General features: G+C 53.1%; 5 protein-coding genes. All 5 read right to left on the bottom strand.

Annotation, left to right across the window (positions count from 1 at the left end; genetic code table 11):
• Nucleotides 1-82 precede the first annotated feature (82 nt).
• On the bottom strand, nucleotides 83-1,168 hold the full coding sequence (locus ACH6CV_RS00955) for an ABC transporter permease (RefSeq protein ID WP_456356279.1): 1,086 nt from the start codon (nucleotides 1,166-1,168) through the stop codon (nucleotides 83-85).
• A complete protein-coding gene (locus ACH6CV_RS00960) occupies nucleotides 1,165-2,502 on the bottom strand; it encodes a hypothetical protein (RefSeq protein WP_456356280.1) in 1,338 nt (445 codons plus the stop codon). Before ACH6CV_RS00960 ends, ACH6CV_RS00955 begins: the two co-directional genes overlap by 4 nt.
• A 57-nt stretch (nucleotides 2,503-2,559) precedes the next feature.
• Nucleotides 2,560-3,393: a carbohydrate ABC transporter permease gene (locus ACH6CV_RS00965; RefSeq protein WP_456356281.1), complete on the bottom strand. Its 834-nt coding sequence runs from the start codon at nucleotides 3,391-3,393 to the stop codon at nucleotides 2,560-2,562.
• A 20-nt stretch (nucleotides 3,394-3,413) separates the two neighbouring features.
• Complete coding sequence (locus ACH6CV_RS00970) at nucleotides 3,414-4,265, bottom strand: carbohydrate ABC transporter permease (RefSeq protein ID WP_456356282.1); 852 nt, start codon at nucleotides 4,263-4,265, stop codon at nucleotides 3,414-3,416.
• Between the two features lie 77 nt (nucleotides 4,266-4,342).
• The coding region (locus ACH6CV_RS00975) for a hypothetical protein (protein ID WP_456356283.1) at nucleotides 4,343-6,000 on the bottom strand (1,658 nt) is incomplete at its 5' end.

Below are 6,000 nucleotides of genomic sequence, written 5' to 3' on the forward strand. Positions count from 1 at the left end.
CCACACGCCGTATAGTACGCGCAAGTTAATTCTTTGGACGGCATCCGCCAAAGAAGCGTATGCCAGGACGGCTTGTCGCCGCTCAACCTGTCACGCGCCTCTTTCGCCTGCGTCCGGCGATCCATGTACAGAAGACAAACAACCCCAGGATTGTTATGGCCGCCGTCTCCATTCGCAGCATGTGTTCCAGGTCATTCAGCCCACGTAACGAAGAAAACGCGTAGGCTTCCGAAGCGCAGTGGTTTGAAGCGACCGTCGGCTGAAAGAGTTTGGGTGTATCGGCGTCAAATACAAGCAGTTTGCGCACCGACTTGTATATGACAAAACATGCCCCCAGCAATATGGACGTAAATTTCATCAGCGCCGCCACAATGCCCGCGGCGGTTAAAAGCAAGGTGTGTTTCGACAGATCCATCGCGCGTGATTTGTGGTACGCGTCAATCAAAACGCGGCTTACGCCCTTATAGCAGGCATGCGCCGCGTAAGGGATGGCGACAATGGATGCGAGGATGGCGCCGCACATGAAGCCCAGCAATACCCTCATTTTCTCAAAAGCCATCGAAATAAAGGTTATTTCGCCGCCAACACGATCGATGATTTCGGCAATCGATTGACGCATCAAGGAATACGCCTGACCCGAGACCCCGCGGATGAAGGCGACATTGGATTCATTCAATGAAGGCCACGGAATGAGCGCCTCGCCCCGAGGCGACTCGGAGCGGTACACGCCGATGACTTCGTAGCTGGTTCCAAACACTTCTATCACGGTCCCAACGGCGTTCTCACCGCCATACAGCACCGAGCTGAGCGCCGTGTCAATGAGCGCGACGCGTCTGTTTTCAAGTACATCTTCATCCCAAATCGTCCGGCCATATTGTAAAATCTTACGTTGGCTCGCGCAGTACGTGCCATCAATGCCGATGACTTGCGAAGGGTTCCCATGGATCGTCGCTTGCCGGGGATAAAACAGCGTATGCACGTCCATCAGACCGGCAATGGACTTCCCCAATTCAGACACATTCGCCATGGAATTTGAATCCAAATTCCTTGCCAGTATCTCGTAATCGTCCCGTATGATGGCGATACGGTATACTGTCGCTATCAACGCGCACAGCATGATCGAGAGCATTGTCAAAAGCACCCGGATCAGTCCCTTTGGCGTACTCATGATATTGTCTTTACCACCCTTACTCTGTCTTCGAGCGGGCTCGTCCAATTGGCCGCAACCGGTGAATTCGTGCTCAGACCCGACCGGATGGCCGAATACGTCTCGTTCGCATCAAGAATGCTCACTTCTGTTTTGCTGGTATAATACTCTTCTCCCCAATAATCCGGTATACGCTCGATGCGGAAAACATACTTCTTGCCCCCCTCGCTGACGACGCACTTCGACGGAATGACGCAATCATACATGGCGCTCTCATTTTTCAGGTTAATCAATGCTTTTCGGCCGATAAGCCGCTGCGTATCGATTGAAAAATCCGAAGGCAGCGCCGCGTAAAACCGAACCTTTTCCTTGCCGTCCATGTTCATATATTCCCAGCCACAATCGAGCAGTTCATAATCGACGCCGGCGTAACTCATGATGATGTTCTGCGCGTTGAGCAACGCGTCCATCTGATTGAGCTCGACGACGGCACGCAGCGATGGGCGCATCGACGTGCTGATCGCATACAAAGGCCCCGCAGCGCCGTACTTTTCACCGGCTTTGATATACACTTCCGTGACGTACCCGTCAGATTCTGCGATGATCGCCTCCATGGCCGCCTTTGCCCGCAGGGTCTCGATTATCGATTGTCGTATGCCCCGTATCTCCTGCGTGGTTTGATATGCGTTGATCGCGTAAGCCAAGTCCCCCGCCTTGACCTTTTTCATATGCTCATCCGTTTTGAGAGACTCCGTTTCAAGGCTTTCACTTATATAGAGATCATATAGCGCAGCGGCGTCCCCAAACCCCGATGCGCGTATTGCAAACTCCCACAGCGTCTCGTCATCCTGCAGCTCGACGCCATGATCCAGCATCAACGCCATAAGCCTGAACCTCAATTTGGACAACTGTATTTCTTTCTCTATACGATCCAATATCGCCATTGCGCTTTTCGAGCTTCTGTTTACTCTTTGAGCAAGCGCGTCCTTGTTTTGCAGCATGAGCTTCGCGTAGGCCGCGCCCAGCCTTTGGTAGTCTTCTTCCAGGTTCAAGCCTATATCCTCAGTAGACTTTGCCCGGAAGAGCACCTGCCCGCGATAAACCTTTTCCCCCGGCCGAACCCGTATTTCGTCGATGACAATGGGGTGTTGCTCCGCCCCATACGCGTACACCATTCTGACTTGATCCCATTCATACGCAGCGTCCAATACCAGGTTCTTTGTTATCACCCTCGCGGTCGGCAGAACAAAGTCCACTTTAGGGGTATACAGCGTTCGAACGGTTTGGGCAAAGAACAGGCACAGTATCAAAAGTGTCAACAGGACAAACAAACCGCGCTTTGCGAGCACCTTCATGTGTTCACCCATCCCCCTTACGCATTTCCCGGCGCTTCACGCCGTCCCGCCTGCGTGTTACTTCAAATCACACATCTGTATGCCGTCTATGATATCCTGATAATAATACAGGAGCAAGAGCAATGGCGGAAGAAGAAACAGCGTGGATTTTGCGAAAATCGTCGCCTTCCCGCCATCCATCATAAGCGCCAACGACAACGGATACAAAGCCCCGTTTTTAAAGTAAATCAACGGTTGCTCCACCAGATTCCAGGCATCCACAAAGGAAAGAACCGCGCCGGCGCAGATCAGGGGTTTGGATAGGGGGACAACCACCCTGAGCAATATGTTCATGGAATGCGCCCCATCCATGACGGCGGCGTCAAAGAGTTCCGACGGCAGCCCGACAAAGTACTGCCTGTACATAAATGTGCAAAAAGGCATAAATATGCCGGGCAGTATGATGGCATAAGGCGTATCCAGCATATTCATTCGATCCAGCACAAAATAGTTGGGGGCCATCGTGACCTGAAACGGCAGTATCATCACGGCCACAAACAGAAAAAACAGCAGATTCCGATGCTTCAATTGAAAACAGCCCAGGGCATAGGCCGTGAATATTCCGATGACCATCTGCCCAAGCGCAACGCTCAGTCCATATATCGCGGAGTTTGCGTAATACCGGATGTACGCCACCTCATCGATGAGGATCCGCTTATATTGACGGATAGAGGCAAACTCCGGAAACAGTTTTATGTTCAGCATGCCCGTCACGGTTGGGGACGCGATCCGTTCGGCGTATTCGGCAATCACGGACAGGGATTCAAACGAATACAGCGCCGTAAGCAGTATGGGTACGGTTATTGTAACGCACAATACGATCAGCAGCGTTCTGTTCAATATGGATTTCATATAAAACCCTCTTCGCTCCATTACATGCCACCGTTTGATATTCTTTTGTCCAACGCAAATGCGAGTCCAAATATTACGGCGAGCATGAACAACAGGATGTATGAGGCGGCGGATAGGCTGTTGTAGTTCATTTTGAGGAAGAGATTGTTTATGAAGTGCTGAACGGTATAGATTGCCTCGTCCGGATACGAGCCGCTCAGCGCGAATATCTCCTTGTATATCTTCATGTTGTTCATAAACGCGATGAAAAAGGCGAATACAAATGTATGCGCCAGCAATGGCGCGGTGATACGCGCATGCTGCCTGATGGGGCCGGCCCCTTCCAGTAAGGCATGCTCATAGTATTCACTCGGCACGGATTGTATCGCCGCGGAAAACACCAGCGCAATAAACCCCGTGTTCCGCCACAGGTAGAGCATGACGATGACCCACCGAAGCGCGCCCGATGTCAGGAGCGACAACGGAACGCCCCACAGCTGGTGCAGCGCGTTGCCGACCACTCCGTTGGGCGCGAGCAGGATCAGGGAAATGGGCGCCGTGGCGGATACGGGCAGCGCATAGGGCATGAAAAAACCGATCCCGCATGCCGTCCCCAGTTTTCCAAAATTCTTCAAAAAACACGCGAGGGAAAAAGACAGGACGACGATAGTCGGAATGCAAGCGGCAAAGAAGAAAAAGATGTTTCGAAGCGATAACCAAAACAATGGGTTTTTGACCAGGTTGGAAACCGCTTGAAGCCCTATATTGACACGGGGATAGCTGTTGCTGGAGAACACAAATCGCACGCCATACAAAAGCGGGATAATGTGAAACACCAGCAGACCAGCCATCCCCGGCAAGAGATATAAATGGGCCGACTTGCTTCGTATCATAGTCTAACCGTCCGTTCTCCCTTAGGATCTGTCGTGACGACAATGCCTGGTAAGCCCATGGGATGAGTTTGCCAATTCTACCCCAAATCCTCTTCCCACCGGCTCATCTTCAGCTTTTCAAGAAAAACATCCGCGCCCTGATCGACCGTCTTTGTGCCGTTTCCGATTTCCAAATTGAGATTGTAAAAATCAATGTGAAGCTCGTCAGCCCATGGGACATCGGCGTACTGTACGCACTTTTCATAGCAATCGGCAAAAGCCCCGCTTACCGGTTCACGGCTCCCTGTGTTAAGCGGCTGCTCCGCTTCCATGAGCACATATGATTCTCCAAGCCGCCGTCTCCCTTCCAGGTATTCGATGAGCTTTAACGCGGTTTCCTTGTTTTCGCTGTACGGATTGACCACCATCCATGTCACGTTGACAGGGAAAACGGGCGCGCCTCTCGCAACCGAAGGAAGCGCTGTGAATTCATCCGCCGCGCTCGCGTCGCCACTGATGTGCTGCAACCGCATCACCGCGTTGGTTCCATCGCCGGAAAAACACCCGCGCTCGCGCATCGACCGCAATGCTTGGAACGCCTCTCTTATGGTCGCCCGCGCGCTCTGTTCGTCGCTTACGTCGACGTTTATGCACTCGTCCGCGATGCCAAACATGATCTCCATTTCGTTGCCGGCGATGGGCGCGGCGCCGCCGGCGATTTTATTCATATGGTCGAGAAAAGCCGCCCAGGTTATGTCTTTTGCGACATCGCCCACATCCGCGTTGTATGCGGGGTTTGCGGACAGACCGTACCCAAACATGGCGATCGGATAACCGAACATCCTGCCGTTTAAGCTGCACAATGCCCGAAAACGGGGAAACCATCCGGCGCTGCCTTCCGCAATGACGTCCGACTCCAGCAGATCGACAAAGTACTGGTTCTCTATAAGCCCATGCGCCCCCCGCGCATTCGAACGAATTTGGTAAATGTCCACGCTTTTGTCGCCGGTCATCATCATGGTCTTCAATTGGTCGCCGCCCATGTCGTCCACTTCCTGAAAAACCACGGAGACATTCGGATGCTCGTCGGAAAATGCGCCGGTATTCAGCCACGTCTCGCCGCGGTATGTCAATACCATCCGGCTGGATGTTCGCTGTCCGGGCACTCGATAAACGGTTTGAGCCGCCGCGGGATTCCACATGAGCACGCCGTCCTGATACGCGCGCAACTTCGTCCGTCCAAGATACGCCCGCGCCAGGAACTCCATGGGGACACTATCCCCCTGCCTTGTAAAGTCACCCGAGAAGAGCGTATTGTCCGACACATAGTAGGCTTTGCCATCTCCGAAGGCGATGCTCGACGGCGCGGCCGCGTTCACTTCGCGTTCGTCCAGCAACTGCAAGGCGGACAGCGAATGGGTGGAATGGATGAACGAAGCTTCGTCCTCATCCCCGCCGTCTTGAAAAGACACGATCGACAGCAGGCCATCCGGCCGTACGGCAAGGCAATTCACGCCTTCCACATCTACCCTATGCCAATCCCCGCTCTTTGTATCGACGACCCAAACGCATGACGCGTCCCCTTCGCTTATGCCATGTACGATGAGAAAATCGCCAAACGCATCCAGACTGATGATTGACGCCAGATCGCCGATCCGCTTGTCATAGGTCTGAACCAAGGCGCCGTCCGTGGTGAACTGGTCGAAGCGTTGCCCGCCCGAATCCGCAACCCAAATCCTGTTTTCGTAAAGCGCTA

The organism is Anaerozeibacter quisquiliarum, assembly GCF_051162045.1.
Classification (GTDB): Bacteria; Bacillota; Clostridia; order Christensenellales; family Aristaeellaceae; genus Anaerozeibacter; species Anaerozeibacter quisquiliarum.